25 protein-coding genes and 1 pseudogene are annotated in these 26,239 nt (G+C 71.3%); 15 read left to right on the plus strand and 11 right to left on the minus strand.

What is annotated here, in order from left to right:
- The first annotated feature begins 9 nt into the window (after positions 1–9).
- Positions 10–354 carry a protease inhibitor I42 family protein gene (locus AB8A24_RS34020; protein WP_328962459.1) on the plus strand — a complete coding sequence of 115 codons (345 nt, stop codon included), beginning with the start codon at positions 10–12 and terminating at the stop codon, positions 352–354.
- On the opposite strand, the gene AB8A24_RS34025 is transcribed toward AB8A24_RS34020, so the two are convergent.
- Entirely contained in the window at positions 338–1,519 is a 1,182-nt protein-coding gene (locus AB8A24_RS34025) for a DUF418 domain-containing protein (protein ID WP_328962458.1), read from the minus strand. The genes AB8A24_RS34020 and AB8A24_RS34025 overlap by 17 nt on opposite strands.
- A gap of 195 nt (positions 1,520–1,714) precedes the next feature.
- Here AB8A24_RS34025 and AB8A24_RS34030 point away from each other — a divergent pair, with 195 nt between their 5' ends.
- Together AB8A24_RS34030 and AB8A24_RS34035 are read left to right on the plus strand one after the other, a co-directional pair.
- Positions 1,715–2,365, plus strand: a complete 651-nt coding sequence (locus AB8A24_RS34030) for a GntR family transcriptional regulator (protein ID WP_369478432.1) — start codon at positions 1,715–1,717, stop codon at positions 2,363–2,365.
- Positions 2,362–3,744, plus strand: a complete 1,383-nt coding sequence (locus tag AB8A24_RS34035; protein ID WP_369478433.1) for a nitrate/nitrite transporter — start codon at positions 2,362–2,364, stop codon at positions 3,742–3,744. The genes AB8A24_RS34030 and AB8A24_RS34035 overlap by 4 nt, the downstream gene beginning before the upstream one ends.
- Here AB8A24_RS34035 and AB8A24_RS34040 read toward each other — a convergent pair.
- Entirely contained in the window at positions 3,719–4,549 is an 831-nt protein-coding gene (locus AB8A24_RS34040; protein WP_328962456.1) for a maleylpyruvate isomerase family mycothiol-dependent enzyme, read from the minus strand. The genes AB8A24_RS34035 and AB8A24_RS34040 overlap by 26 nt on opposite strands.
- 149 nt (positions 4,550–4,698) lie before the next feature.
- Here AB8A24_RS34040 and AB8A24_RS34045 point away from each other — a divergent pair, with 149 nt between their 5' ends.
- Entirely contained in the window at positions 4,699–5,478 is a 780-nt protein-coding gene (locus AB8A24_RS34045) for a carbon-nitrogen family hydrolase (RefSeq protein ID WP_328962455.1), read from the plus strand.
- A gap of 135 nt (positions 5,479–5,613) precedes the next feature.
- Positions 5,614–5,925 (plus strand): hypothetical protein, encoded by a 312-nt coding sequence (locus tag AB8A24_RS34050; protein WP_328962454.1) that lies wholly within the window; start codon positions 5,614–5,616, stop codon positions 5,923–5,925.
- Here AB8A24_RS34050 and AB8A24_RS34055 read toward each other — a convergent pair.
- On the minus strand, positions 5,897–6,418 hold the full coding sequence (locus AB8A24_RS34055) for an LURP-one-related/scramblase family protein (RefSeq protein ID WP_369478434.1): 522 nt from the start codon (positions 6,416–6,418) through the stop codon (positions 5,897–5,899). The two genes, AB8A24_RS34050 and AB8A24_RS34055, sit on opposite strands and share 29 nt — an antisense overlap.
- Positions 6,419–6,450: 32 nt before the next feature.
- Between AB8A24_RS34055 and AB8A24_RS34060 the strand changes: the two genes are divergently transcribed.
- Positions 6,451–7,263, plus strand: a complete 813-nt coding sequence (locus tag AB8A24_RS34060) for a hypothetical protein (RefSeq protein WP_328962452.1) — start codon at positions 6,451–6,453, stop codon at positions 7,261–7,263.
- 28 nt (positions 7,264–7,291) lie between these two features.
- Positions 7,292–7,819, plus strand: coding sequence for a DUF4240 domain-containing protein (locus tag AB8A24_RS34065; protein ID WP_328962451.1), 528 nt, complete (start codon positions 7,292–7,294; stop codon positions 7,817–7,819).
- Here the strand turns inward: AB8A24_RS34065 and AB8A24_RS34070 are convergent.
- Together AB8A24_RS34070 and AB8A24_RS34075 are read right to left on the minus strand one after the other, a co-directional pair.
- The gene (locus AB8A24_RS34070) at positions 7,810–8,475 is read right to left on the minus strand and encodes an MSMEG_1061 family FMN-dependent PPOX-type flavoprotein (protein WP_328962450.1); all 666 of its coding nucleotides are present in this window, start codon (positions 8,473–8,475) and stop codon (positions 7,810–7,812) included. The two genes, AB8A24_RS34065 and AB8A24_RS34070, sit on opposite strands and share 10 nt — an antisense overlap.
- A 28-nt stretch (positions 8,476–8,503) precedes the next feature.
- Positions 8,504–8,602: pseudogene (locus tag AB8A24_RS34075) on the minus strand (Uma2 family endonuclease); the annotation flags it as partial.
- Positions 8,603–8,730: 128 nt separating this feature from the next.
- Between AB8A24_RS34075 and AB8A24_RS34080 the strand changes: the two are divergent.
- On the plus strand, positions 8,731–10,278 hold the full coding sequence (locus AB8A24_RS34080; protein ID WP_369478435.1) for a recombinase family protein: 1,548 nt from the start codon (positions 8,731–8,733) through the stop codon (positions 10,276–10,278).
- Between the two features lie 392 nt (positions 10,279–10,670).
- Positions 10,671–12,512: an NHL domain-containing thioredoxin family protein gene (locus AB8A24_RS34085; RefSeq protein WP_369478436.1), complete on the plus strand. Its 1,842-nt coding sequence runs from the start codon at positions 10,671–10,673 to the stop codon at positions 12,510–12,512.
- Between the two features lie 23 nt (positions 12,513–12,535).
- Here the strand turns inward: AB8A24_RS34085 and AB8A24_RS34090 are convergent, their stop codons facing one another.
- From AB8A24_RS34090 to AB8A24_RS34100, 3 genes are all read right to left on the minus strand, one after another.
- Positions 12,536–13,828 carry a M18 family aminopeptidase gene (locus AB8A24_RS34090; protein ID WP_266382826.1) on the minus strand — a complete coding sequence of 431 codons (1,293 nt, stop codon included), beginning with the start codon at positions 13,826–13,828 and terminating at the stop codon, positions 12,536–12,538.
- A gap of 101 nt (positions 13,829–13,929) precedes the next feature.
- On the minus strand, positions 13,930–14,658 hold the full coding sequence (locus AB8A24_RS34095; protein WP_030714322.1) for a hypothetical protein: 729 nt from the start codon (positions 14,656–14,658) through the stop codon (positions 13,930–13,932).
- A gap of 135 nt (positions 14,659–14,793) precedes the next feature.
- On the minus strand, positions 14,794–16,620 hold the full coding sequence (locus AB8A24_RS34100) for an acyl-CoA dehydrogenase (RefSeq protein ID WP_369478437.1): 1,827 nt from the start codon (positions 16,618–16,620) through the stop codon (positions 14,794–14,796).
- A 173-nt stretch (positions 16,621–16,793) separates the two neighbouring features.
- On the opposite strand from AB8A24_RS34100, the gene AB8A24_RS34105 reads away from it, so the two are divergent.
- The 4 genes from AB8A24_RS34105 to AB8A24_RS34120 all read left to right on the plus strand — a co-directional run bounded on the left by AB8A24_RS34105 (position 16,794) and on the right by AB8A24_RS34120 (position 19,905).
- Complete coding sequence (locus tag AB8A24_RS34105; RefSeq protein WP_030714326.1) at positions 16,794–17,264, plus strand: SseB family protein; 471 nt, start codon at positions 16,794–16,796, stop codon at positions 17,262–17,264.
- A gap of 74 nt (positions 17,265–17,338) precedes the next feature.
- Positions 17,339–18,298, plus strand: a complete 960-nt coding sequence (locus AB8A24_RS34110; RefSeq protein ID WP_266483494.1) for a winged helix-turn-helix domain-containing protein — start codon at positions 17,339–17,341, stop codon at positions 18,296–18,298.
- Positions 18,299–18,411: 113 nt separating this feature from the next.
- Positions 18,412–18,792, plus strand: a complete 381-nt coding sequence (locus AB8A24_RS34115; protein ID WP_328962446.1) for a hypothetical protein — start codon at positions 18,412–18,414, stop codon at positions 18,790–18,792.
- Positions 18,793–18,909: 117 nt separating this feature from the next.
- The gene (locus AB8A24_RS34120; RefSeq protein ID WP_328962445.1) at positions 18,910–19,905 is read left to right on the plus strand and encodes a pirin family protein; all 996 of its coding nucleotides are present in this window, start codon (positions 18,910–18,912) and stop codon (positions 19,903–19,905) included.
- Between the two features lie 12 nt (positions 19,906–19,917).
- On the opposite strand, the gene AB8A24_RS34125 is transcribed toward AB8A24_RS34120, so the two are convergent.
- Both AB8A24_RS34125 and AB8A24_RS34130 read right to left on the minus strand, forming a co-directional pair.
- On the minus strand, positions 19,918–20,982 hold the full coding sequence (locus AB8A24_RS34125) for an AI-2E family transporter (RefSeq protein WP_328962444.1): 1,065 nt from the start codon (positions 20,980–20,982) through the stop codon (positions 19,918–19,920).
- Between the two features lie 48 nt (positions 20,983–21,030).
- Entirely contained in the window at positions 21,031–23,283 is a 2,253-nt protein-coding gene (locus AB8A24_RS34130) for a SpoIIE family protein phosphatase (protein ID WP_369478438.1), read from the minus strand.
- Positions 23,284–23,464: 181 nt separating this feature from the next.
- On the opposite strand from AB8A24_RS34130, the gene aspS reads away from it, so the two are divergent.
- Positions 23,465–25,288: an aspartate--tRNA ligase gene (gene aspS / locus AB8A24_RS34135; protein WP_030714337.1), complete on the plus strand. Its 1,824-nt coding sequence runs from the start codon at positions 23,465–23,467 to the stop codon at positions 25,286–25,288.
- A 63-nt stretch (positions 25,289–25,351) separates the two neighbouring features.
- On the opposite strand, the gene AB8A24_RS34140 is transcribed toward aspS, so the two are convergent.
- Positions 25,352–25,987 carry a VWA domain-containing protein gene (locus AB8A24_RS34140; protein WP_369478439.1) on the minus strand — a complete coding sequence of 212 codons (636 nt, stop codon included), beginning with the start codon at positions 25,985–25,987 and terminating at the stop codon, positions 25,352–25,354.
- A 12-nt stretch (positions 25,988–25,999) separates the two neighbouring features.
- Between AB8A24_RS34140 and AB8A24_RS34145 the strand changes: the two genes are divergently transcribed.
- The coding region (locus AB8A24_RS34145) for a hypothetical protein (RefSeq protein WP_369478440.1) at positions 26,000–26,239 on the plus strand (240 nt) is incomplete at its 3' end.

A 26,239-nucleotide genomic window follows, 5' to 3' on the forward strand; every position in this document is an offset into this window, starting at 1 on the left:
CGGGCGGGCGTGGAGGTACGGAGCATCGTGCTGGGCCCGGACGAGCCGTACGAGCTGCGGCTCACCGGGCGCGGGGCGCGCGGGTACGTGTGGACCTGGCAGGTCACGGGGGACGCGGACGTGGTGACGGTGGCGGAGGCCCCCGAGGCGGAGGCCCCCGGGGCCGCAGCCGCCGCGGCGGCTCCGCTGCCCGGAGCCCCGGTGGAGCGGACCTACCTGATCCGGGCGCGACCCCCGGGCGGGGGCCGCGCCCGGATCCGCTTCGCGCAGGTCCGGCCGCCCTACCCGGACGAGGCCCCGTACGACGAGTTCGTGCTGGACGTGGAGGTGGTGGCGGTCACCGGCGGGGCCTGAGGACCGTGCGCTGCACGGCCTCCAGGGGGCCGTGGTCGAAGCGGCGCAGCCACAGCCACGATCCGGCGGCCAGGGTCAGGCTCACGCCGGCCCACAGGCCCATCACCCACCAGGGGCCACTGCCGCCGAGGCGTTCGGCCAGGCCCAGCCCGATGCCGTAGCAGAGCAGCATGCAGAGCAGGTTCTGGGCGACGTAGCAGGACAGGGCGGTGCGGCCGACGGAGCCGAGGGCGGTCCGCACGGAGGCCGGGATCCACCGCCGGTCGAGGGCGACGCCGATCAGGCCGATGTAGCCGAGGGCGAGCAGCGGGGCGGCGCCGTAGCGGCCCAGGAGGTAGAAGTCGGAGCCGCCGAGGGTGGTCGCGGCGTTCAGCGGCAGGCCGAGGCCCAGGCCCCAGGCGGCCAGCCGGGTCCGGATGCGGTGGCCCTCGGCGGTGGCGGTGAAGGCGCCCGCGCGGTGCAGTCGCACTCCGAGGAGGAAGAGGAACACGAGCAGCCCGAAGGAGATGACCGGCTCGATGCGCAGGGCGAGGAAGTGTTCCAGGCGCAAGGCGATCTGGGCGGGGTAGTCGCCGTGGGCGTACAGCTCGACAGCGGCCGGGTCCGGGGTCTTGGGGGCCCCGGCGGGCCGGCTCAGCGAGTCGAGGGTCAGCAGGGAGATCAGCGCCAGGTGCACTCCACCGGCGGTCCACATGGCCCGCCTGCGGACCTTCTCGGAGCGGGCCAGCAGCCAGGCGACGAGGAGGGCGGTGACGGCGTACCCCATGAGCACGTCCCAGGCGAAGACGAGCACGAAGTGGACGGTGCCCTCGACGAAGAGGAAGGCGGCGCGGCGCGGGTAGCGGCCGGGCCAGGGGTCGCCGCGTCGGGCGGCGGAGTCGAACTGGATGGCCAGACCCACCCCGAACAGGACCGTCAGCAGGGCCAGGAACTTGCCGTCGGCGAGGAAGCGGAAGACGCTCTCGGCGAGCTGGGCGGCGGAGGGGTCGGCGATCGGGTCCGGCGGTTTCAGAGTGCCCTGGAGCACCCCCCACTCCGAGCCCGGCGAGGTGAAGATCCAGACGTTGGTCATGAGCGTGCCGAGGATGGCGGCGCCGCGCAGGACGTCCAGGAGCGGGAGCCTGGTGGTCTTCTGCGCCGCCTGGGCGAGCAGGGTGTCGGTCATGACTTCAGCGTGGCGGGGCGCGGGGCCCCGCACGTCGTGCGGCCGGACGAAGGCGCGGTACATCCTTCGATGCAGCGGGCGGTCCGCGGTCCACACCCTGGCTTCCCGGGGCCGTACCCCCTGGGCGAAGCAGGCCCGCGGTCCACATCCTGGACCCGGCACGGCTTGCACCCCTGTTGTATCTATCCTGTGCGCATGCCCGCCCCCGCCACTGCCGTGACCGCCGCCGACCGCGTCTACCAGCACGTCAAGCAGGGGGTGCTCGACCGCCGCTACGAAGGCGGCACGCTCCTGACCGAGGGCGAACTGGCCACGGCCGTCGGAGTCTCCCGTACGCCCGTCCGCGAGGCGCTGCTGCGGCTGGAGACCGAGGGGCTGCTCAAGCTGTACCCGAAGAAGGGCGCCCTGGTCCTCCCGGTCTCCGCGCAGGAGATCACCGACGTCCTCGAAACCCGGATGCTGGTCGAGGAGTTCACCGTACGCAGATCCGTGCCGGCGCCACCGGGCCTGCTGGACCGGCTCGCCGCCCTGCTCGACGAACAGCGCCGGCACGCCGAGGCGGGCGACCTCGGCGCGATGATGGCCGCCGACCGCGGCTTCCACGCCGAGATCGTGCGCAGCGCCGGGAACCAGATCCTGTGCCGGCTCTACGACCAACTCCGCGACCGGCAGCTGCGGATGGGCGTGGCCCTCCTGCACGCCCACCCCGAACGGCTGGACCGCACCCTCGCCGAACACGCCGAGATCCTGGACGCGCTGCGCGCCGGGGACGCGGAGGCGGCGGCCGCGGCGGTCCGCGGGCACATCGGCCGGGTCGACGCCCTGGTGCGCGGGCCGGGCCGGTGAACGCCTCGGTGAACGGGCCGGTGAACGCCTCTCCCGGCATACCCGCCGACCCGCCGGGCGGCCGCAAGGCCGTCGCCGTGTGGGGCATCGGCGTCGCCGTCTACTTCGTGGCGGTGATCTTCCGTACCAGCCTGGGCGTGGCCGGCCTGGACGCGGCGGACCGCTTCCACGTCAACGCCTCGGCGCTGGCCTCCTTCTCCCTCCTCCAGCTCCTCGTCTACGCGGGCATGCAGATCCCGGTGGGCCTGATGGTCGACCGGCTCGGCACCAAGAAGGTCCTGACCCTGGGCGCGGTGCTCTTCACCGTCGGCCAGCTCGGCTTCGCGCTGTCGCCCTCCTACGGGACGGCGCTCGCGGCTCGGGCGTTGCTGGGCTGCGGCGACGCGATGACCTTCATCTCGGTGCTGCGACTGGGCACCCGGTGGTTCCCGGCCCGGCGCGGGCCGCTGATGGCGCAGCTGGCCGGGCTGGTGGGCATGGCGGGCAACCTCGTCTCCACCCTCGTCCTCGCCCCGGTCCTGCACGGGGTCGGCTGGACGGCCGCGTTCGCGGGCAGCGCGGCGGCGGGGCTGGTGGTCCTGGTGCCGCTGGTGCTGTTCCTGCGGGACCACCCGGAGGGCTACGGGCCCGCGCCGCGCACGGCCGGGGCCTCGGGGGGTTTCGTGCGCCGGCAGATCCGCGAGTCCTGGGCCGAACCCGGCACCCGGCTCGGCCTGTGGGTGCACTTCACCACGCAGTTCCCCGCGATGGTGTTCCTGCTGCTGTGGGGGATGCCGTTCCTGGTCGAGGCGCAGGGGCTGTCGCGGACCACCGCGGGCGGACTGCTGACGCTGGTCGTCGCCTCGAACATGGCGCTCGGGCTGGTCTACGGCCAGATCGTCGGACGCCGCCGGTCCGCGCGGATCCCGCTCGCCCTGGGCACGGTCGGCCTCACCGCCCTGCTGTGGGCGGCGGTCCTCGGGTACCCGGGCGACCGGGTACCGATGTGGCTGCTGGTCGCCCTGTGCCTGGTGCTCGGCGGCTGCGGGCCGGCGTCGATGATCGGCTTCGACTTCGCCCGCCCGGCCAACCCGGCGGAGCGCCAGGGCACCGCCTCCGGCATCACGAACATGGGCGGCTTCATCGCGTCCATGACCACGCTGCTGTCGGTGGGCATCCTGCTCGACGCCACCGGCGACAACTACCGCATCGCCTTCTCGACGGTCTTCGTGCTGGAGGCGGTGGGCGTCCTCAGCATCCTGCGCCTGCGCCCCCTCGCCCTGGCCCGCGAACGCGAACGCGGCGCCCGCGCCACGGTCCCGGGCCCCGCCACCCCTCGGCCCGGACCCTCGTCGACGACCGCTGACGGGGCCCCTACGGGGTCACGGCGAACTGCGTGAGGATGGCGTCCGCCAGCTCCACGTCGCCCTCCACCTTCACCCGGTCGGCGACGGTGTGCGCCCGCACCCGGCCCGCCGCCAGGCGGACGTAGGTCTCCCAGTCCATCGTCAGGGTCACCGCCGGGCCCAGCGAGGGCGACTTGTCCACGGTGCCGCGGCCGTCCGCGTCCACCCGTACCGTCCGCATGAACTCCAGCTGCCCGTGCACGTCGATCACCACGGCCGAGTGCGCCGGGGCGCCCGCCCGCTTGGCCACCACCTGCGGCAGCCCGGCCAGCAGCAGGTCCTGAGCCACGTACGCGCCCGGCGAGTCCCAGTTCCCCGGTACCCCCAGCGCCGCCCGCAGGTCCTGCTCGTGGATCCACACGTCGAACGCCCGCAGCCGCAGGGCCTGCTCCAACGTCACCTGGTCACCGAGCGGCCCGCGCACCATCGTGGCCGGATCCCGCTTCTCGTTCCGCAGCTGCCGGGAGCGCCGGATCACGGTGTACTCCAGCTCCGAGGTCATCTCCGGCGCCGTGTGGTGACGCCGTACGTCGACCTGTACCTCCATGTACCGGCTGAACTCGTCCACCACGTGCCGCAGGTCCCGCGCCACGGTGTGGATCGGCCGCGGGTCCCCGAGCTGCTCGCACTCGATGCCGATGATGTGTGACACGACATCACGGACCGACCAGCCCGGACACGGTGTCGCCCGGTTCCACTCCCCCTCCGGCAACGGGAGGACCAACTCGGATATCGCCTCGATGGAGTGTGTCCACGCGTCGGCATAGGGCTGGAGGGCGGGATGCGGCTGGACGGTCAACGGGACCCCTCGCGGTGCTGTTCAATGGCGCGTTTCGGAAGCAGTGGACTCAGTTTCCAAAACTACGCTGCCGGTGAGCACCCCGGCAGTGCTTTCGTGTGACGATCGTAGGCCCGAGTTGACGGCTTGAACGCCAGGACGGTGGTAGTGTGCGCGCCTCGCTGATCCAAATCGCAGTGAACGAGGGCGAGTCGGTGTCTTCCCGACGTGTCCGGGTGGCCGAACTCGTACGGGAGCAGGCGGGCTCCGATCTCGTCGTCCTGCCGGAGCTGTGGCCGGTCGGCGCGTTCGCCTACGAACAGTTCGAGACCGAGGCCGAACCGCTGGACGGCCCCACCTACGAGGCCATGTCCAAGGCGGCGCGCGACGCCGGCGTCTGGCTGCACGCGGGCTCGGTCGTGGAGCGCGCGGGCGACGGCTCCCTCTACAACACCGCCCTCGTCCTCTCCCCGGCGGGCGAGCTGGCCGCCACCTACCGGAAGATCCACCGCTTCGGCTTCGACCAGGGCGAGGCGGTGCTCATGTCGGCCGGTGACTCCCTGACCACGGTGGCCCTGCCGGAGCAGACCCTCGGCATCGCCACCTGCTACGACCTGCGCTTCCCGGAGCTGTTCCGGGGCCTGGTCGACGCCGGGGCCACCACGATGGTCGTCGCGGCGGGCTGGCCCGCCCGCCGCCGCTCGCACTGGACCCTGCTCAACCGGGCGCGCGCCGTGGAGGACCAGTCCTACGTCCTGGCGTGCGGGCTGGCCGGCACCCACGCGGGCGTGGAGCAGGCCGGGCACAGCCTGGTGGTGGACCCGTGGGGCGAGGTCCTGGCGGAGGCGGGCCCCGGCGAGGAGGTCCTCACCGTGGACCTGGACCCGGCCAAGGTCGCCGACACCCGCTCCCAGTTCCCGGCGCTGAAGGACCGCCGCCTGGGCCGCTGACGGGACCCCGGGGGGTCCAGGGGTTCCGGGGGTCCCGGCGACCCCGGGACCCCCGGTTGGCGCCCGCGTTCACGGGCAGACGAGGAGAACGGGCGGCGCCGGCCGCCGGAGCCACGAGGAAGAGGCGGGTACGCGGTGACGAATGACGCGGAGGCCGTGCTGGAAGCCGCCCTGGAGCCCCACGAGCCCGCCGACGCGGAGATCGCGGCCCGGGAGAGCGTCCGGGAGCGGGCCACCGGCCTGACCCACCACGAGGCGCGGGCCGTGCTGGAGGCGGTGCTGGCGGACGCCGGCGACCTGGAGTCCGCCGACGCGTCCGTCCACGCCGAGGCCGCGGAGTGGCAGCGCATCAGCGACCTGCTGTTCGACCACGGCGGCCCGTACGCACCGGAGACCGACGCCTACGTCCAGGGCCAGCTCACGGCCCGGGAGCACCATCGGGACTGACCCCGCCCTCCCGCTCCTTCTCCGCCATCCGGATCACGCACACCGCGACCGCGATCAGCAGCGCCGCGTCCGCGTCCTCCCGGACCACGTCCACCGCGTACGTCTCGCGCACCCGGTACCACTGCCGCGAGATCAGCGCGAGCAGCTCACCGTCGTACTCGACCTTGAACTCGCGGTCCAGGATCCGCCCGCTCACATCGAGCTCGGTGCCCTCGGCCAGGGTCACGCGGAAGTGGCCCCGCACCAGCGAGAGCCGCTTGCGGCGGATCACGGCGAGCCGCCGCTCGTCCCGCTCCAGGGTCATCGCGTCCCCCAGCGTGAACAGCTTCTCCCGCAACGTGATCAGGATCTGCCCGTCCGGATCCTTCAGCTCCAGGGTGTCCCGGAAGCGCAGCGCCTTCCCGTCGACGAGGAAGGCGTGCCGGCCGTTCTCGTCCTCGATCCAGTAGTCGTCCCCGATGGCCAGCATTTTGTCCCGTACGAGGTATTTCATGCGTTGATCAGTGCCCGCGATATGTTGCCCTCATGCCCCTGCTCTACGTGACCGACCTGGCGTACCCCGCACGCGGCCGCCGCTACTGCGACGAGGACATATTCCTCACGTCCCGGCTGCGCGCCGCGTTCGACCTGGCCCTGTGCCATCCCGCGGACGCGGAGGCCATGCTGCCGCTGGGCTTCGACGCGGTGATCGTCCGCAACAGCGGTCCGGTCCTGCACTACCAGGAGGCCTACGACTCCTTCCGCGCGGCCGCCCTCGCCGCCGGGGCCCGCGTCTACAACCCGCTCACCGGCCGCGGCGACATGGCGGGCAAGCAGTACCTCCTCGACCTGACGGCCTCCGGCCACCCGGTCATCCCGACGATCGACGACCCGGCGCGCCTCGCCGAGCTGCCGCGGGTCCCCGTCTACGCCGTCAAGCCGAAGCAGGGCGCCGACTCCATCGGCCTCACCTTCACCGCGACACCGGACGGGCCGGCCGGGGCCGTGCTGATCCAGCCGCGCATCGACTTCACGTACGAGGTGTCCTTCTACTTCGTCGACGACGCCTTCCAGTACGCGCTGTACGCCCCCGATCCGGCCCGCCGCTGGGAGCTGGAGCTCTACTCCCCGACCGAGGCGGACCTGGCCTTCGCCCGCTCCTTCGTCGACTGGAACACCCTCGACCACGGTATCCAGCGGGTCGACGCCTGCCGGGCGCCGTCGGGCGAACTGCTCCTCGTCGAGCTGGAGGACCTGAACCCGTACCTCTCCCTGGACCTTGTCCCGGCGCCGGTACAGGACGCGTTCGTCACGGCGCTCACAAGATCCCTCCAGACCTTCCTCAGCACCCCCGCCTGATGTCAGACCCGGCTGCCAGGCTTTCCCCATGGACAAGCAGACGTTCTGGAAGCTGATCGAGACGGCCCGCGCGGAGGCGGAACCGCAGGAGGTGTCCGCGCGCGCGGCCGAACTCCTCGCGGACCGGCCGGAGTCGGAGATAGCGGCGGCCCAGCAGGTGCTGTGGGACCTGCTGGCGGAGTCCTACCGGGCGCCGCTCTGGGCCGCGGCCTACGTGATCAACGGCGGCTGCTCGGACGACGGCTTCGACTACTTCCGCGGCTGGCTCCTCACCCAGGGCCAGGAGACCTTCGAGGCGGCCCTGACCGACCCCGACTCCCTGGCCGCGCACCCGGTGGTGGCCGGGGCCGCGGCCGAGGGCCTGGACCTGGAGGACGAGACCGCCCTCTCGATCGCCTGGACCGCCTACGAGGCCGGCACCGGCCGCGAGCTCCCGGCGGACTCCTTCACGATCAGCTACCCGGCCCTGGACCCGTCCTGGGACTTCGACTTCGACGACAGCGAGGAGATGGCGGCCCGACTGCCCCGGCTGAGCGCCCTGTTCGCCTACTCGTAGCGGTGGAGGAGGCTCTCGCGCTCCTGCCGCCGGATCTCCTCGATCGTCAGACCGGGGAGGTCCAGGTGGGAGAGGGTGATCTCGGCGGAACTCGGCACGGCATCGTCCGCGAGCCACTGCTCCGGCTTCCACGCGTTGCCGCGCAGGAACGCCTTCGGGCAGTGCTGGTACGCCTCCTCGACCTCCACCACGAACGCGCTCCGCGGCGGCTTGCCGACGGCGGTCAGCCGCTCCAGCAACCGCGGATCGGCGGACACGCAGGCCCGCCCGTTCACCCGCAGAGTGGTGGCCCGCCCGGGAATGACGAAGATCAGGCCGGCCCGGCCCGTCTCCACGATGTTGTGCGCGGTGTCGAGCCGCTTGTTGCCGGTGGCGTCGGGCAGTGCGAGCGTGAACTCGTCCAGCACGGACACGAATCCGGGCGGCCCGCCCCGGGGCGTCACATCACAGCTCCCGTCGGCCCCGGCACTGGCGACGAACACCAACGACGACCGGCCGATGACCACCCGCGCGGCCTCGTGGATCCGGTCCACGGCCTTCCGCCGGGCCATCTCCCCGGGATCCTCGTACAGCTCCCGCAACCCGTCCGTGGTCCGTACGGCGGTGGCGTTCAAGGCATCGAATATCCGCCCGCTCGGCGGCGTGCTGACTGTCACGCCTGCGCACGCTACCGGGTGACCCCGGTCAGAGACCGCTGGTATCGAGATCGATCCCGAACGGCTCGGGCAACCGCACCGGCGTCCCGAAGGGATGCGGCCCGTCCACCTTGGTGTACCCGAGCCGATCGGCAAGGGTGGCTGGCTGAACACCGGCGGAAAGGACCTGAGCCTCGCCGACCTTCGAGGACAGATCGCGATCCTCGATTTTTGAAATAGACAACAGGGCACCGAACTTGCAGTCACACTGAGTGTGTGCATCAAGACACGATCTGTGACCTGTACCTCCGCCTGTCCCTCGATCGGGACGGCAAGACCGCAATCGAACGGCAGGAAGCCGACTGCCGTGCCTGGGCCGAACGCAACGGACTGACCGTCCGCAAGGTCCACATAGACAGAGGGCGCTCCGGCTACAAGACCGTTGAGCGCAGGGGCTTCGATGCCGCGCTGGCGGCAGTCACGGCGGGCGTCGTCGGCACGCTGATCGTCTGGAAGCTGGACCGTCTTTCCCGCAAGGGCATCGGCCAGGTGGGCAAGGTGCTGGACGACATCGAGAAGGCCGGCGGCCGTCTCGTCTCAGTCCTGGACGGTCTCGACACCTCGAACGACTCGGCGCGCATGGTCGTCGCGATGCTCGCTGAGCTCGCCCGGTCAGAATCGGAGAATCTCGGTACGCGCGTCGGCCACGCCAAGCGCCACCTCCGTAGCAAGGGCCAGTGGATCGGCGGACAGTCTCCCTATGGGCTGCTCATCGACCCGAAGACCAAGAAGCTTGTCCACGACCCGGAGCATGCCGTCTACGCCCGCCTGATCGCGGATGAAGCGCTCGCCGGGACATCGTTGGTCAAGATTGCCCGACTCCTCAACGCATACGAGATCCTGTCGCCCAGGGGCGGGCAGTGGAATGCGGCCAGCATCATGCAGCTCCTGCGTTCACCGGCCTTCGCCGGTCTGATGCCGGAGACCGAGACCGTTGAGACGGACGACGGCGAGCGGAAGTACACGGGCAGGGTCTTTCCGTACCGCGATCCCGAGACACTCGACACGGTTGAGATCGGCGAGGGGATCATCACGGTCGGAGAGCGTGAACGGATCATCCGAACGCTGGAATCCAGAACGTTCGTGCACGCGGGAAAGCGGCACCCGAAGCCCGAGGGGACGGCGCTGCTCACAGGACTTGTCTACTGCGCGGTTCCTGGCTGCGGTCGCCGGATGCACCGTGTGGGCGGCAGTTATCAGTGCATGGCGCGTCGCGCGGGCAACCAGTGCATCGGAGCGTCAGCGCTGTCTGAGGCGGTGGACCAGTACGTGACCGAACAGTTCCTCACCAAGCTCCCGGCGCTCGAACCGGACGATCCGCTGCTTGTCGCGATCGCAGATCGCTGGGTGCACCGTGTGGACCCGGAGACCTTCGCGAAACGTGATGCCCTCACTGCGGAGATCCAGGACGAGGAAGCCCGCTTGGCTGATCTGGAGGATGCACGCTACGTGCGTGGTGAGTTCAGTGGCGCGGCTGCCGTGGAGCGCTACAACCGGCTTTCAGAGCGACTGAGGGGACGAATCGACGGACTCCGCGGCGATCTCCACAGGCTCCCCATGCCGTCCGTGGACGTGTCTCCGATGCTTGATGGCGTCACCCTGCGCGAGGCATGGACGGACGCGACGAACGAGGGCAGGCGCGAACGGCTGTCGCTCGCCATAGACCGCGTTGAGGTGAGCAAGGGAGTGCGCGGGCAGCGCATCATCCCCGAGCAACGCATCCAGATCCATTGGGCGAAGCTGGGCACCGACACCGCCACCTGAGCACCACGGCAAGCCCCCCGCTGTTGGCAGCGGACAGGCGCGACGAAGTGACGAAATGGGAATGCGGACGTGTGCGCCGACATGTGTATCGAGCACACATGACCTTCTTGCGGGAGTTCTCGGAAGTTGCCGTGGTCGAGCGTGTCCAGTGGAGGGGGTCAGTCGCCGACCTGGTGTTCCACGCGGTGGCGAATGTACTCGTCCGGATGAGACCGGGCTCGTAGACGTCCTCCCGGCGCTCCGTGCGCCCCGGCGGCGCCATGAACCCCTGTACCGGCTCCGGCCGGCCCCCCCGGCATCCGTTCCGTGCCCGTCAGTAGCCATCCCCGCCCCCTGGAGTTGTGCCGTACGCGCGTGATCCGACGTTCATACCCGGATGGCAAGCTTGAAGGATGAACGATGCTGCCCCGGCGCCCACCCCCGCGCCCGCGCCCCGCCGTGCCCGTGTCCGTGCCCCCGAGCTGATCGGCAAGGGCGGCTGGCTGAACACCGGCGGCAAAGAGCTCACCCTCGCGGACCTGCGAGGTAAGTGCGTTGTTGTTGATTTTTGGACCTTCTGCTGCATCAACTGCCTGCACGTCCTCGACGAGCTGCGCGAGCTGGAGGAGAAGCACCGCGACACCGTCGTGATCATCGGTGTGCACTCCCCGAAGTTCGTGCACGAGGCCGAGCACGCCGCCGTCGTCGATGCCGTCGAGCGGTACCAGGTGCACCACCCCGTGCTGGACGATCCCGAGCTCGCGACCTGGAAGCAGTACGCCGTACGCGCCTGGCCCACGCTCGTCGTGATCGACCCCGAGGGGTACATCGTCGCCCAGCACGCCGGTGAGGGGCACGCGCACGCCATCGCCCGCCTGGTCGAGGAGCTGGAGGCCGAGCACGAGGCCAAGGGCACGCTGCGGCGCGGCGACGGGCCGTACGTGGCGCCCGAGCCCGTGCCCGGCGCCCTGCGGTTCCCCGGTAAGGCGCTGCTGCTGCCGTCCGGGAACCTGCTGGTCTCCGACTCCACCCGGCACCAGCTCGTGGAGCTGGCCGCCGACGGCGAGAGCGTCGTACGCCGCGTCGGCAGCGGCGAGCGCGGCTTCGCCGGGGACAGCTTCAGCGAGCCCCAGGGCCTCGCGCTGCTGCCCGACGGCAGGGTCGTCGTCGCCGACACCGTCAACCACGCCCTGCGCACCTACGACCCGGCCACGGGGCACGTGGAGACCGTCGCCGGGACCGGCCGGCAGTGGTGGCAGGGCTCCCCGACCTCCGGGCCCGCGCTGGAGGTGGACCTGTCCTCGCCGTGGGACGTGGCCTGGTGGCAGGGCCGGGTCTGGATCGCCATGGCCGGTGTGCACCAGCTGTGGACCTGGGACCCGGAGGCCGGGACGGTCGAGGTCGCGGCCGGGACGACCAACGAGGGGCTGCTCGACGGGCCGGCCGCCGAGGCCTGGTTCGCCCAGCCCTCGGGGCTCGCGGCCGCCGGGGACCGGCTGTGGATCGCCGACTCCGAGACCAGCGCCCTGCGGTACGTCGAGGCCGGCGACGGCGGGTACGTGGTCACGTCGGCCGTCGGTACCGGGCTGTTCGACTTCGGCCACCGTGACGGGGACGCCGGCCAGGCCCTGCTCCAGCACCCGCTCGGGGTGACCGCCCTGCCCGACGGTTCGGTCGCGGTGTGCGACACCTACAACCACGCGCTGCGCCGCTTCGACCCGGCCACCGGCCAGGTCTCGACGTTGGCGACCGATCTGCGCGAGCCCAGCGACGCCGTGCTGGTCGGCGAGGACATCGTGGTCGTCGAGTCGGCCGGGCACCGGCTGACCCGGCTGCGACTGCCGGAGGAGGCGGTCCGCGTGGACGCGGTCGCCCACCGCACGCAGCGGGCCGCCACCGAGGTGGCCCCCGGCACGCTCCGCCTCGACGTGGTCTTCCAGGCGCCGAGCGGGCAGAAGCTCGACACCCGCTACGGGCCCTCCACGCGGCTGCTCGTCTCCTCGACCCCGCCCGAGCTGCTGGCGGCCGGCGAGGGGGCCGGCACGGACCTGTTCCGGGAGCTGGCGCTGAACCCGGACATCACCGAGGGCGTCCTGCACGTCTCGGCGATGGCGGCGTCCTGCGACGACGACCCCGCCAACGAGTACCCGGCCTGCCACGTCCACCAGCAGGACTGGGGTGTGCCCGTCCGCGTCACCGCCGACGGCACCTCCCGGCTGCCCCTCGTCCTCGCGGGGATGGACGCCGAGGGGTAGCCGACACCGGCCTTCCTGGGGGCTCAGCCCTCCAGGAAGGCCACCAGGGCGTTCGCGAGGAGGAACGGGTCGTCCGCGCCGCACAGTTCGCGGGCGCTGTGCATCGAGAGGATCGCGACGCCGATGTCCACGGTCTGAATGCCGTGGCGGGCGGCGGTGATCGGGCCGATCGTGGTGCCGCACGGCATCGAGTTGTTGGAGACGAAGGTCTGCCACGGGACACCGGCCCGCTCGCAGGCGGCGGCGAACACCGCGCGCCCGCTGCCGTCGGTGGCGTACCGCTGGTTGACGTTGACCTTCAGGATCGGTCCGCCGTTGGCGCGCGGGTGGTGCGTCGGGTCGTGCCGCTCACCGTAGTTGGGGTGCACGGCGTGCCCGGTGTCCGAGGACAGGCAGATGGTGCCCGCGAAGGCCCGCGCCCGGTCCTCGTACGAGCCGCCACGGGCGAAGACTGAACGTTCCAGCACGTTGCCCAGCAGCGGGCCGTCCGCGCCCGTGTCGGACTGCGAGCCGTTCTCCTCGTGGTCGAAGGCGGCCAGCACCGGGATGTGGTCGAGCTTGTCGGAGGTGGAGACGGCGGCCAGCGCCGCGACGCCCGCGTGCACCGACAGCAGGTTGTCCATGCGCGGGCCGGCGACCAGCTCGCGGTCACGGCCCAGGTAGGAGGGCGGCTCGATGGAGTGGACCATCAGGTCCCAGCCGGCCACCGACCCCTGTTCCAGGGCCTCTTCCTCCTCCAGGAAGGAGATCAGGTCGCCCTCCTGCACATCGCCCAGACCCCAGATCGGCTGCATGTGGCGCTGCTTGTCGAGCTTGAGGCCGTCGCTGTTCACCGACCGGTCCAGGTGCACGGCGAGTTGGGGTACGCGCAGCAGTGCGCGGTCCACGTTCACCAGGCGCTCGGTGCCGTCGCGCAGGGTCAGCCGCCCGGCCAGGCCCAGGTCGCGGTCCAGCCAGGTGTTGAGCAGGGTGCCGCCGTAGATCTCGACGGCGATCTGTCGCCAGCCCTGGGAGCCGGTGTCGGGCAGCGGCTTGACGCGCAGGTTCGGGGAGTCGGTGTGCGCGCCGACGATCCTGAACGGCGTGTGCGCGGCGGCGCCTTCGGGAACGAACCAGGCGATGAGCGCACCGCCGCGGAGCACGAACTTGCCCCCGGTGCCCGCATCCCAGGCGTCCGTTTCCGACAACTGCCTGAAGCCCGCCTTCTCCAGCCGCTCCGCCGCGTTGGCCACGGCGTGGTACGGCGACGGACTGGCCGTCAGGAAGGTCATCAGATCGTCGGTGTGGCCGCGGTCGAAGCGGGCGGGAGAGCTCATGTGGTTCACCTTAACGACGGTCGTGTTCGCCATGGCCGGACTGCGAGGGATGGCCGGAGGTCGGGGTCCGCAGGGTGGATGATCTGCGGTCCCGTCGGTTTTCAGCCCGGCGGACGCTCGAATCGGCGCTGCAGCTGCCTGCGCTCGCCCCGGCGGATGCGCGGGAGCATCTCCGGGGTCTGCGGGGAGCGCTGCGCGCGTCTCTTGCGTCCGGCGCAGAAGATACAGGCCTCACCGGGAGGAGCGTCGGGGTCGATCGGCGCGCCGGGATGTTCGGAGCATCCCGAGGCGTTGCGCGGCCGGGAGAGTTCGCGGGCGACGATGAAGGCGCGGTGCAGGTCGTCGGCGATGCGGACGAAGTCCTCGGCGGGTGAGGACAGGCCCAGGTGGAACCGTTGGTCCTCGACGGCGCGCACGTATGTGCGCAGCCGCTGGAGCGTGTACGGGGGGTCCGGCACGGGGTAGCCCAGGCGCCGCTGTTCTCCGGCGGGGGCGGCGGGCGGGCCGCCGCGGTGGCGTTGTCCGAGGCGTCGGCGGTCGTTGCAGATCAGGCAGCGGCCCCAGCCTTCGGGCGCTTCGGGGTCGAGGGCGCCGTTGGGGTGCTCGGGGCAGCCGGTGTAGCTCTTGGCGGGGGCCAGTCCGGTGGCCGTCTGGAAGGCCACGTACAGCGCGTCGGCGATGGTGTCGTACTCGGCGGGGTGGGCGCCGTCGTAGAGCTCGCGCAGGTGGTCGCCGAGGCTGCCCAGGCTCGCCTGCAGCTCCTTGAGGGCGTACGGACGCCCGGTGGGGACGGAGTACCCCCTGCTGCCGTGCTGATCCTGTGGACTCATGTCTACGAGCGTCCCATGAACGACTGACATAGGGGAAAGCCGCAGGGCAGGGACCTGGGGCCGGGTACGCGCCGGCGGCCGGGCCCCTGTGCGGGGGGCCCGGCCGCCGGCGGGTGTGAGCGGGGTGCGACCGACCTAGAAGGCGGCCTCGTCGAGCTCCATGAGGGAGTTGTCGACGACCTCGGCCAGCTGGCGCTGGACCGAGACGTTCGGCAGGACCTGCGACGCGAAGAACTTCGCGGCGGCGATCTTGCCGGTGTAGAAGGGGACGTCCTTCGGGGCGGCGGTCGCCAGCTTCTCGGCGGCCACGGCGGCGCCCTTGAGCAGCAGGTAACCGACGACCACGTCACCCGAGGCCATCAGCAGGCGGGTGGTGTTCTGGCCGACCTTGTAGATGTTCTTGACGTCCTCGCCGGTGGCGGTGAGGTCGACGATCATCTGGCCGACGATGGCCTCCAGGTCGACGGCGGCCTTGGCGAGCGCGTCGCGGGCGCCGGCCAGCTCCTCGCCGCCGACGGCCTCGGCCAGGAACTTCTTCATCGTCTCGCTGAGGATGTTCAGCGAGGCGCCCTGGTCGCGGACGATCTTCCGGAAGAAGAAGTCCTGGCCCTGGATGGCGGTGGTGCCCTCGTAGAGGGTGTCGATCTTGGCGTCGCGGATGTACTGCTCGATCGGGTACTCCTGCAGGTAGCCGGAGCCACCGAAGGTCTGCAGGGACTGGGCGAGCTGCTCGTAGGACTTCTCCGAGCCGTAGCCCTTCACGATCGGCAGGAGCAGGTCGTTGAGGCCGATCTCGGCGGAGGCGTCCTCGCCGGCGGCCTGCTTGATCTGGATCTCGTCCTGCACGGAGGCCGTGTAGAGGACCAGGGCGCGCATGCCCTCGGCGTAGGCCTTCTGCGTCATGAGCGAGCGGCGCACGTCGGGGTGGTGCGTGATGGTGACCTTGGGCGCGGTCTTGTCCATGAAGTTCGCGAGGTCCGGGCCCTGCACGCGCTCCTTGGCGTACTCCAGCGCGTTCAGGTAGCCGGTGGAGAGGGTGGCGATGGCCTTCGTGCCGACCATCATCCGGGCGAACTCGATGATCATGAACATCTGGCGGATGCCGTCGTGCTTGTCACCGATCAGCCAACCCTTGGCGGGGTGCTGGTCGCCGAAGGTCATCTCGCACGTGTTGGAGGCCTTGAGGCCCATCTTGTGCTCGACGTTGGTGGCGTAGACGCCGTTGCGCTCGCCCAGCTCGCCGGTCTCCCAGTCGAAGTGGAACTTCGGGACGAGGAAGAGGGACAGGCCCTTGGTGCCGGGGCCGTGGCCCTCGGGGCGCGCGAGGACGTAGTGGAGGATGTTCTCCTCCATGTCGTGCTCACCGGACGTGATGAAGCGCTTCACGCCCTCGATGTGCCAGGAGCCGTCGGCCTGCTGGATCGCCTTGGTGCGGCCGGCGCCCACGTCCGAGCCGGCGTCCGGCTCGGTGAGGACCATGGTGGAGCCCCAGCGCTTCTCGACGGCTATCTCGGCGACCTTCTTCTGCGCCTCGTTGCCCTCTTCGAAGAGGATGCCGGCGAACGCCGGGCCGGAGGAGTACATCCAGATGGCCGGGTTCGAGCCGAGCAGCAGCTCCGCGTAGGCCCAGATGAGGGAGCGGGGCGAGGTGGTGCCGCCGATCTCCTCGGGCAGGCCCAGGCGCCAGTACTCCGAGTCCATGAAGGCTTCGTAGCTCTTCTTGAAGGACGCCGGGACGGGCGCGGTGTTGGTGGCCGGGTCGAAGACCGGCGGGTTGCGGTCGGCGTCCTCGAAGGAGGCGGCCAGCTCGTTCTCGGCGAGGCGGGCGAGCTCGGACAGGACGCTCTTGGCGGTCTCGGTGTCCATCTCCTCGAACGGACCGGTGCCGTACTGCTTGTCGCGGCCGAGCACCTCGAAGAGGTTGAACTCGATGTCGCGGAGATTCGACTTGTAGTGCCCCATGGCGACGGCTCCGTTAAGGCTCGGGGAGACAGGGTTCCTCGTACATACCAATCGGTAACGTAATGATGCTACCCGCCGGTAATAAGACGCAACCCCTGACGACTGTGACCAGCGTCAAGCCTGGCGGGAAATCCGTGTCCGAGCGCGAGTGGCCGGTCGGTAGGCTTCGCCCCATGTACGGCTACGACCAGAACGTGAGCGCGGGGCACGCGGGGCAGCAGCAGTACGCCGCCCCGCAGCAGATGGCCGGCGGTTACGCCGAGCAGCCGCTCTACCCCGAGCCCTCGCCACCGTCGCTCGCCGACGCCGTGCGGGCCTTCACCACGGGGTCCCTCTCCGCCGAGGACTTCCAGCAGATCTTCGCCACCTCGAAGGTCTACTGCCCGCGCGGCGACACCCCCGGATTCCTGGCGCTGCACAACACGCAGCACCCGGTCATCCCCATGTTCACCACGCTCAAGGAGCTGCGCCGGTACGCAGGCAAGGAGTCCAAGTACTTCGTGATCACCGGCGCCGAGGTGATCGACCTGCTGCCGACCGGCTACGGCTTCGTCCTCGACATGGAGGGCGACCACCGGATGGTCTTCGACGCGAAGGCGGTCGAGCAGATGGTCGACTTCGCGATGCGCCGGATGTACGGCTGACGCCGTAGCCGCGCGGCCGGGCGCGGCCGTGGTCGTACCGGCCGACGTCTGACGGGGGGCGGACCGTGCTGCGGGTGCATTTCACGGTGGAGGACCTGCTCAACATCACCTTCGCGAGCGAGCCGCTGCCGCTGGTGGAGCTGGGCATGGCGATCGTCGCCTGGCAGCGCACCGACGAACCGGCGGTTTTCGGCCGCTGGCGCGGCCGGGTCGGCCGGGAGCTGCCCGGCCGCGCCCGCCCGCTCCTGGACCTCCTGCGCCCCGACGGCGACAACCCCCAGTTCGTCGAGCCGTACGCGCGCACCCTGGAGGAGGGGCTGGCCGTCGTCCGGGACGCCGGCCCGCTCCTGACCCCCGGCGAGCTGCACCGCGTCGCCGCCCGGGCCCCCGGCTCCCCGTCCTGGGTGCGCGCCCTGTGGGCCCAGGACCGCGAGGCGTGGGACCAGCTCGGCGGCGCGCTGCGGTCCGCCTACGAGGTGGTCGTCGCCCCGCACTGGCCGCGGATCCGGCAGTCCTTCCAGGCGGACGTGGCCTGGCGCAGCCGGCTGCTGGCCGCCCACGGCATCAAGGCGTGCCTGGCCGGGACGCATCCTTCGGCCGCCTGGTCGGGCACCGTGCTGGAGGTGGCCGGGCCGCCGCACTACGAGGTCCACCTCGGCGGGCGCGGGCTGCTGCTGATGCCCTCGCCGTTCTGGACGGGCAGGCCGCTGCTCGCCGAGGGGCCGGACGGCCCGGACGGCAGGTGCGTGCTGCTCTACCCGGCGCTGACGCCGCTGCCCCTGGTCGGCCCGGGCCCGGCGCAGGGGGCGCTGGACGCCCTGCTGGGCCGGACCCGGGCGGCCGTGCTCCAGTCGCTGATCGAGCGGCGCACGACCAGCGAGCTGGCCCGGGACCTCGACATCAGCCTGCCCTCGGCCTCCGAACACACCCGCACCCTGCGTGCGGCCGGTCTGATCACCACGGAGCGCGACGGCAAGGCGGTCCTGCACTCGGTGACGGGCCTGGGCGTGGACCTGCTCCACAGCGGCGGCTGACCCTCCTTTCGGGCCTGCCCGAAAGGATCGCGGCCCGGCCCGGTCCGCCCGGAGTATCGGTGCCGCGGGGGGATCCACGGGGGACCCCCCGCCCCATCCATGAGGAGGCAGAGATGGCCCGTACGACGATCCGCGCGAAGCTCGCCACGGTGGCGGCCACCGCCACGCTGGCGCTGGGCACGGGGGTGCTGGCGGCCGGCCCGGCCCAGGCCTCGGACCACACGGTCGAGGGGTGTCGCTCGGGCGAGGCGTGCATCTGGCCGGAGGGCTCGCCGGCGGCGGGCGTCCAGCCGTCGCTGCGGTTCAAGAACGCGGGGACCTACAACCTCAGCAACCAGGAGAACTGGCACTGGGTCTTCAACAACCAGACCTCCAACTGGAAGTTCAAGCTGTGCACGGGCTGGAACGGCTCGGGGACCTGTACCAACATCCCGGTCGACCAGTGGGTGGCGGTGAACCTCACGCCGATCAACTCGGTCATCGTCTCGCCGTAACCGCAGGTCAGGACAGCCCGGGCCCCGGAGGAAATTTTCTCCGGGGCCCTTCTGTTGTGCGGGTGTGGCAGAAAGTTCGAGTTTCAACTAAACTCGGAACAGAAGGAGGTCCTGACCATGCCCGCAGTGACTGTTGAGAACCCGTTGACCCTTCCGCGCGTGGCCGAGCCGCAGGCCGCCGTCCCGCGCAAGGTGCTGGCCGTCGTCTCCGCTCCCGGTGGGTTCGAGGGTGAGGGATTTCCGGTGCGCCGCGCGTTCGCCGGGATCAACTACCAGTACCTCGACCCGTTCATCATGATGGACCAGATGGGTGAGGTGGAGTACGCGCCGGGCGAGCCGAAGGGAACCCCCTGGCACCCGCACCGCGGCTTCGAGACCGTCACGTACCTGATCGACGGAACCTTCGTCCACCAGGACAGCAACGGCGGCGGCGGGATCATCAACGGCGGTGACACCCAGTGGATGACCGCCGGTTCGGGCCTCCTGCACATCGAGGCCCCGCCGGAGTCCCTCGTCGTGTCCGGCGGGCTGTTCCACGGCCTCCAGCTGTGGGTGAACCTCCCGGCCTCCGACAAGATGATGCCCCCGCGCTACCAGGACATCGGCGGCGGCCAGGTCCAGCTGCTGACCACCCCGGACGGCGGCTCCCTGCTCCGCGTCATCGCCGGTGAGCTGGACGGTCACCAGGGCCCGGGCATCACCCACACCCCGATCACGATGATCCACGCGACCGTCTCGCCGGGCGCGCAGATCACCCTGCCGTGGCGCGAGGACTTCAACGCCCTGGCGTACGTCATGGCCGGGCGCGGGTCGGTCGGCGAGGACCGCAGGCCCGTACGGACCGGGCAGACGGCCGTCTTCGGCGAGGGCGGCTCGCTCACCGTGCGGGCGGACGCGTCCCAGGACTCCAACGCCCCGGACCTGGAGATCGTGCTCCTCGGCGGACGTCCCATCCGGGAGCCGATGGCGCACTACGGGCCGTTCGTGATGAACAGCCAGCACGAACTGCAGCAGGCCTTCGACGACTTCCAGGCGGGCCGACTGGGCCGCATCCCCACCACCGCGCGCACCGGCCTCGGCCACCGCGGCACGGGTGCCGCGGACCAGGACTGACCCAAAGGCCCGCTACGCGGGATCCACGGGCCCGGGCGCCGCATCGGCGGCGTACCGGGCCCGCAGTTCCGAGATCACCCCGAAGACCGCGGCGGTCAGCGGCACCGCCAGCAGCATCCCCAGGATCCCGGCGACGCTCGCGCCCGCGGTGATGGCCAGCATCACCACGGCCGGGTGCATCTGCACCGTGCGGCTCTGCACCACCGGCTGCAGTACGTAGCCCTCGATCATCTGCACCAGCAGCACCAGGCCCAGCGCCCACAGGCCGATGACCCAGCCCCGGTCGGCGAAGGCCACGAGAACGGCCACGGCGCCCGACAGGATCGCCCCGAGGTAGGGGATGTAGGCCGTCACGAAGACCAGGGCGGCCAGCCCCAGCGCCCCCGGCACATCGAGGATCAGCAGACCCACGCCGATCAGCACGGCGTCCACCAGGGCCACGAACGTGGTCCCGCGCATGAACCCCTCGACGGCCTCGAAGGCGCGCCGCCCCATGGCCTCCATCAGGTCGCCCGAGCGGGTCGGGACGATCGAGCGCAGCGTCACCACTGCCCGGTCGGAGTCGCGCAGGAAGAAGAAGATCAGCACCAGCGCGAGCAGCACCATCGCGATCATCGAGCCCACCACGCTGAGCCCCGAGACCACACCCGAGGCGGCCGTGCCGCCGAACTTCGTGAGCAGGTCCTTGGAGTTCGCGGCGATGTCCTCCAGCGAGGTGCCCACCGCCCCGAAGTGCTCGGCGACCATCTCGCCGGCCCGCCGCAGCGATTCGAGGATCTCGCCGCCGGTCTCGATGAGCGCGAGGACGACGACGTACGTGGCCCCGCCGACGACGGCGACCACGGCGAGGCAGGTCAGGGCCGCGGCCAACGAGCGGTTCATCTTCATGCGGACCAGGCGCCGGTGCATCGGCCCGAGCAGGGCCGTACCGAGCACGGCCAGCAGGACGGGCGTCACGGCGGTCTCGAAGACGGTGCACAGCCACACGCCGACGGCGAGGACCGCGGTGACGAGCAGGACGACGCCGCACCAGGCGGCGAGCCGCCGTACGGGCACGGGCAGGAGGGGATCGGACACCGCTGCATCCCATCACACCCCGCCGCGCCCTGCCGCCGGGTCAGCGGGTCAGAACACCGGGTCGGCGTCCGTCTTGGACTGCTCGTGCAGCTCGAACCAGATCGACTTGCCCTCGCCCCGCGGGTCCACGCCCCACGCGTCGGCCAGCATCTCCATCAGCAGCACCCCGCGGCCACTGGAGGACATCTCCCCCGGCTGCCGCTTGTGCGGGAGTTCGTCGCTGCCGTCCGCGACCTCGACGCGCAGCCGGCGCGCGCCCAGTTCGCCGATCGCCTCCGCGACCAGCAGGGCGTCGCCGTCGGTGTGCGTCAGCACGTTCGTCACCATCTCGGAGACCATCAGCACCGCCGAGTCCACCTGGTCGGGGTCGGCCCAGTCGTGCAGCAGCTCGCGGATCTGCTGTCGTACGCCCGCGATCCGTTCGGGCTCCACCTGCGCCACGGTCAGCACGGTGCGGCGCACGGGCCGGGCCGGGTGCGCCGGCGCGGCGCCCGGGGGGCGCTCCGCGCTCTCGCGGCACAGCAGCACCACCGCTATGTCGTCCTCGCGGCGGTCGGCGAGCGGGCCGGTGGTGTGGTGGGAGGACGGTCCGTGCACGGCCTGGACCAGCAGGTCGGCCAGCCGTTCGAGGTGCGGGGGCGCGAGCTGCCCGACCGCGTCGGCGCCCGCTCCCGGGCCCTGCGCGTCGTAGGTGGGCTCGTACGCGTTCTCGTGCGCGTCGGACTCCAGGACCGCCCGCAGCCGCGCCCAGCCGGTGTCCAGGTCGTGCCCGCCGGTCTCGATGAGCCCGTCGGTGCAGAGCATCATCGTCTCGCCGGGCTCCAGGGTGAACCGGGTGGTGGGGTAGTCGGATTCGGGGTCGATGCCCAGCGGCAGCCCACCCGCGGTGGGGCGCATCAGGACGGTGCCGTCGGCCATCCGGATCGCGGGATCGGGGTGGCCGGCCCGGGCCACCTCCAGCATGCCGGTCCTCGGATCGCACTCCGCGTACAGGCAGGTCGCGAACCGCGGGCTCCGGAAGTAGGAGTCGGGGTCGGAGTCCTGGCCGCCGTCGTCCGCGTACGGGTCGGACTCCGGCGAGGAGCACAGCCCGGCCAGGAAGCGGGAGGCGCGCGAGAGCACCGCGTCCGGCCGGTGGCCCTCGGAGGCGTACGCCCGTACGGCGATCCGCAGCTGGCCCATCAGCCCGGCCGCCCGGACGTCGTGGCCCTGCACGTCGCCGATGACCAGCGCGAACCTGCCCGACGGCAGCGGGATCATGTCGTACCAGTCGCCGCCGACCTGGAGCCCGCCGCCCGTCGGGACGTAGCGGGCCGCGATCCGCATGCCGGGGATCTCCGGGCCGAGCTGCGGCATCATCGACCGCTGCAGGCCGGTGGTGAGCTCCCGCTCGGATTCGGCCACCACGGCACGCTGGAGCGCCTGGGCCAGCATCCGGGCCACCGTCGTCAGGACGGACCGTTCGTCGGGCGAGAAGGACGCCGGGTGCTTGAACGCGGCCATCCAGGCGCCCATGGTCCGCCCGGCCACGATCAGCGGCAGGAACGCCCAGGAGACCCGGTCGAAGCGCTGGGCGAGCGGCCAGGCCGCCGGGAAGCGCCGCTTGTAGTCCTCGGGGGTGGGCAGGTAGATCGCCCGGCCGGTCCGGACGACCTCCGCGGCCGGGTAGTTCGTCTCCAGCGGCATGTCGGAGAACGGGCCCTCGTCCCCCGGATCGTGCCCGTGGTGCCCGATGATCGACAGCCGGTCCCCGGCCACGCCGAAGACGGCCAGCCCGTCCGGGCTGAATCCGGGCATGGAGAGCGAGGCGGCGACCCGCAGCACCTCGGCCGTGGACCGCGCCTCCGCCAGCGCCCGCCCCGCGTCCAGCAGGAAGGCCTCGCGGGAACGCCGCCAGTCGCCCGTGATGGGTGTGTGGGCGGCCGTGGTGCCGGGCTGCGGCTCGGCGATCTCCTGGATGGTGCCGATCAGCTCGTAGTCCGTGGTCCCGTCGGGCGACCGGTTCTCCACCGGTTTGGAGCGGCTGCGTACGGTCCGCAGCACCCGGCCGTCCACGTCCATGATCCGGAGCCGGGCCTCGGCGAGGGTGCCCTCGGCGACGGCCAGGTTCACGATCCCGTTGATCTCGTTCCAGTCCACCGGGTGGAAGCGGGACCGTACGGCGACCTCCGGCAGCACCGCCGGTTCGGCGGGCAGCCCCAGGAGCCGGGCGGCCTCGCCGTCGAGGGTGACCGTCCCGGAGGCGTTGTCCCATCGCCACAGGCCGGTCGCGATGGCGGCCAGAACGTCCTCGGTGCGCACTCGGCCATCTTTACAGGTCATATCCGTCACGTGCCTGTTCGCCCGCTCCTCGGGACGCGTCCGCCCGCGGCCCGCGGACGCGTTTGCGCAGGCTGGAGGGAGTGCCCGACCCGCCTCCTTCCCGGACGGTAACCTTGGGACGGTTGAATCCACCCTGGTATCGCGTAGAACTGGATGACTGATGCATCGGTACAGGTCCCACACCTGCGGCGAGCTCCGCGCCTCTGACGTCGCCGCCGACGTCCGACTGAGCGGCTGGCTGCACAACCGTCGAGACCTGGGCGGCATCCTCTTCATCGATCTGCGCGACCACTACGGCATCACGCAGCTGGTCGCCCGGCCCGGCACCGCGGCGAACGAGGCGCTGAGCAGCGTCACCAAGGAGACCGTCGTCCGGATCGACGGCAAGGTCGTCTCCCGTGGCGCCGACAACGTCAACCCGGAGCTGCCGACCGGCGAGATCGAGATCGAGGTCTCCGCGGTCGAGGTCCTCGGCGCGGCCGCCCCGCTGCCGTTCACGATCAACACCGACGACGGTGTGAACGAGGAGCGGCGTCTGGAGTACCGCTTCCTCGACCTGCGCCGCGAGCGCATGCACCGCAACATCATGCTGCGCTCGGCCGTCATCGCGTCGATCCGCTCGAAGATGGTGGCCCTCGGCTTCAACGAGATGGCGACGCCGATCCTCACCGCGACCTCCCCCGAGGGCGCCCGTGACTTCGTCGTGCCGTCCCGCCTGAACCCGGGCAAGTTCTACGCCCTGCCGCAGGCGCCGCAGCAGTTCAAGCAGCTGCTGATGATCTCCGGCTTCGACCGGTACTTCCAGATCGCGCCGTGCTTCCGCGACGAGGACGCCCGCGCCGACCGTTCGCCGGGCGAGTTCTACCAGCTCGACGTGGAGATGTCCTTCGTCGAGCAGGAGGACGTCTTCCAGCCGATCGAGCGCCTGATGACCGAGCTCTTCACCGAGTTCGGCAACGGCCGCGAGGTCACCTCGCCGTTCCCGCGGATCCCGTTCCGCGAGTCGATGCTGAAGTACGGCAACGACAAGCCCGACCTGCGTGCCAAGCTGGAGCTCGTCGACATCACCGACGTGTTCGAGGGCTCGGAGTTCAAGGCGTTCGCCGGCAAGCACGTGCGTGCCCTGGCCGTCCCGGACACCGCCGCGCAGCCGCGCAAGTTCTTCGACGGCCTCGGCGAGTACGCGATCTCGCTGGGCGCCAAGGGCCTGGCCTGGGTGCGCGTGGGCGAGGACGGTGCCCTGACCGGCCCGATCGCCAAGTTCCTCACCGAGGAGAACGTCAAGGTCCTCACCGAGCGTCTGGGCCTGGTCCCCGGCCACGCCGTGTTCTTCGGCGCGGGTGAGTTCGACGAGGTCTCCAAGATCATGTCCGGCGTCCGCGTCGAGGCGGCCAAGCGTGCGGGCCACTTCGAGGAGAACGTCTTCCGGTTCTGCTGGATCGTCGACTTCCCGATGTACGAGAAGGACGAGGACACCGGCAAGATCGACTTCTCCCACAACCCCTTCTCCATGCCGCAGGGCGGGATGAAGGACCTGGAGGAGAAGGACCCGCTGGACATCCTGGCCTGGCAGTACGACATCGTCTGCAACGGCATCGAGCTGTCCTCCGGCGCCATCCGCAACCACGAGCCCGAGGTCATGCTGAAGGCCTTCGAGATCGCCGGTTACGAGGCCGAGACCGTCGAGCGCGAGTTCGCGGGCATGCTGCGCGCGTTCCGCCTGGGCGCCCCGCCGCACGGTGGCATCGCCCCGGGCGTGGACCGCATCGTGATGCTGCTGGCCGACGAGCCGAACATCCGCGAGACCATCGCCTTCCCGCTGAACGGCAACGCGCAGGACCTGATGATGGGCGCGCCGACGGTGCTGGAGGAGGCCCGTCTGCGTGAGCTGAACATCGCGCTGCGCAAGCCGGTCGAGACGAAGGCGGCCGAGCGGCCGGTCTCCGACGCGGTCACCCCGGACGCCGGGTCCCCGCGGGGCTGACTTCCGGCCCGCCGATACGCCGAAGGGGGGCGCCGCCTTCTTCGTATCGCTGTTCCGCCCGTACTAGAACTGCTCCAGGATGCCCTTGACCAGGGCGGCGGAGGTCAGCTCGGTGGGGGCCGGGCCGGCGTGGAAGAAGCCGGCGTTCTCGGCGTCCAGCTTGCGCAGGAAGTCGAAGGCCTTGGCGTCGTGGTCGCCGAAGGCGACGAACTGCCAGTGCACGCCCGGGGCGGCGGTGGCGGCGTCGGCCAGGGCCTGCCGGGCGGGCTGACGGTTGTCGGGGGCGCCGTCGGTCTGGAAGACGACCAGGGCCGGGCCCTCGCCGCCGTCCTTCCGGTAGCGCTCCAGAACGGCCTCGACGGCCACGTGGTAGCTGGTGCGGCCCATCCGGCCGAGCTCGGCGTGGCGGGCCTCGACCCAGGCGGCGTCGTAGCCGTCGAGGGCCAGGTCGGCGGTGCCGTCCACCTCCGTGGAGAAGAACACGGTGTGCACGGTCGCCGCGTCGTCGAGGTGCGCGGCGAGGGCGAGCGCGTGGTCGGCGAGGTACTGGGCGCTGCCGTCCTTGTAGAACCCGCGCATCGACCCGGAGCGGTCCAGTACGAGGTAGACCTTGGCTCGCGCCCCGGCCTTCCCCTTGCCCCGCAGCACCTGCCCGGCGGCCTTGTACGCCCCGGCGACCTCGGGCGCCCGCCGCCGCACGACGGCGGCCCCGTGAGCGGGCGCCTCCGACGCGGCTTCCGCCCCGGCGGCGACCGGCTCGGCTTCGGCTTCGACGGCGACGGGCTCGGCTTCCGCTTCGGCGGTGACGGGCTCGGCTTCGGCTTCGGCGGTGACGGGCTCGGCTTCGGCTTCGGCGGTGACGGGCTCGGCTTCGGCTTCGGCGGTGACGGGCTCGGCTTCGGCTTCGGCGGTGACGGGCTCGGCTTCGGCTTCGGCGGTGACGGGCTCGGC

Origin of the sequence: Streptomyces sp. BF23-19, assembly GCF_041106355.1 — a bacterium.
GTDB classification, from domain to species: Bacteria; Actinomycetota; Actinomycetes; order Streptomycetales; family Streptomycetaceae; genus Streptomyces; species Streptomyces virginiae_A.